This window comes from Micrococcus sp. LASM2_SD2 (assembly GCF_057364565.1).
On sequence record NZ_JBNFOB010000333.1, the window covers coordinates 1 to 1831 of the forward strand.

Below are 1831 nucleotides of genomic sequence, written 5' to 3' on the forward strand. Positions count from 1 at the left end.
CGCCGACGGGCGGCGCCGGGGCCCGGTCAGCCTGTGGTGGGTCCAGCCTGTGGTGGGTCGGCTACGCCTGGGCCGGCACCAGCCCACGGCGGCGCAGCAGCGGCTCCAGCTCGGCGTCCCGGCCGCGGAACGCGCGGTAGGACTCCATCAGGTCGCGGGTGTTGCCGCGGGCCAGCAGCTCGGAGCGGAAGTGCTCGCCGTTCTCCCGGGTCATGCCGTCGTGCTCGGCGAACCACTCCACGGCGTCGGCGTCCAGCACCTCGGCCCAGATGTACGAGTAGTAGCCGGCCGCGTAGTCGTTGCCGAAGATGTGCTTGAAGCAGCCCGTGCCGTAGCGGGGAGGCACCAGGTCCGGGTCGATCCCGGCCTCGCGCAGGACGCGGTCCTGGAACGCGAGCGGATCCGCGGTGGCGGCGTCAACGGTCTCCTCGGTGAGGGTGTGCCAGGCCATGTCCACGATCGTCGCGCCGAGGTACTCCACGGTGCGGTAGCCCTCGCCCCACAGGTCAGCGGCCTCCAGGCGCTCCAGCGTGCCCGCGGGCAGCGGCTCGCCGGTCTCGACGTGGCGGGCGTAGACGTCCAGCAGGGACGGCTCGCGCAGCCAGACCTCGTTCACCTGGCTCGGGAACTCGACGGTGTCCCGCGGCACGGAGGCGCCGGTCAGAGAGGCGTACCGCCCCTCGGCCAGCAGCCCGTGCAGGGCGTGGCCGAACTCATGGAAGAGCGTGGTCGCCTCGTCCAGCGTGAGCAGGGCCGGGCGCCCCTCGGCCGGGGCCGGGACGTTCACGGTGTTGAAGACCACCGGGAGCTCGCCCAGGGCGTCGGCGCGGTCGCGGACGTTGTGCATCCAGGCGCCGCCGGACTTGGTGGCGCGGGCGAAGAAGTCGCCCACGAACAGGCCCACGGGGTCGCCGTCGCGGAAGACCTCCCACACACGGATCCCCGGGCGGTACATGTGCTCGGCCAGCTCCGGGCGCTCCTCGAAGGTCAGGCCGTAGAGGGCGCCGGCGGCGGCGAACACGCCGTCGGTCAGCACCCGGTCCAGCACGAAGTGCGGGCGCAGGGCCGCGGTGTCCACCGCGAACCGCTCCCGGGCGTGGGCGGCGGACAGGTGCGGCCAGTCCCACGGGGCCACGGCGGACCCGTCCGGACAGACCTGCGCGGCGTCGCCTCGCGTTGGCCATCGCCGGGCCGGCCAGCTTCGACAGTAGCTCCTGCACGGCGTCCACGGACGGGGCGGCGCGGTCCTTGAGGGCATGCTCGGCCCAGCAGTCCGAACCCAGCAGGCGGGCCTTGCGCAGGCGCAGGCGGACGATCTCCATGGCCACGGTCAGGACCTCGTTCGGTCCTTCCGTGCCGCGGCCGATCGAGGCCTCGAACAGCTCGCGGCGCAGGTCGGCGTCCTCCAGATCGGCCAGCTGCGGCTGGGAGACGAACAGGGACAGGGTGAGCAGGTGGCTGCCGGGGTGGCCGGCCTCCTCGGCGGCGCGTGCGGCCGCCTGGACGTCGTCGGGACCGAGGCCGGCCAGCCGCGTGGGGTCCTCCACCAGCACGGCGCGGTCGGCCGTGTCCGCCACCAGGCGTCGGGTGTAGCGTGCGCCGGCCGTGGCCAGGGCGGTGTTGATCTCGGCGAGCTCGGCGCGTCCTGCTCGGACAGGTGGGCGCCGGCGAGCTCGAGCCGCTGGGCGAACAGCTCGTGCAGGCGGGCGTCCTCACCGTCCAGGACGGAGGCGTCCACGGCGCCACGCGTTCGGCCAGGCGCGGGTCCAGCAGCAGGGCGTCCTCGTGGGCGGCCAGCTCCGGCATGAGCTCCTCGGACAGTCCCTGGCGG

The 1831-nt window shown here is 74.2% G+C and carries 1 protein-coding gene; it reads right to left on the reverse strand.

Translation table 11 applies throughout. From position 1 onward, the window contains the following. Positions 1–61: 61 nt before the first annotated feature. Positions 62–1135 (reverse strand): M3 family metallopeptidase, encoded by a 1074-nt coding sequence (locus tag AC2W7A_RS12095; protein ID WP_485991558.1) that lies wholly within the window; start codon positions 1133–1135, stop codon positions 62–64. Between the last annotated feature and the right edge of the window lie 696 nt (positions 1136–1831).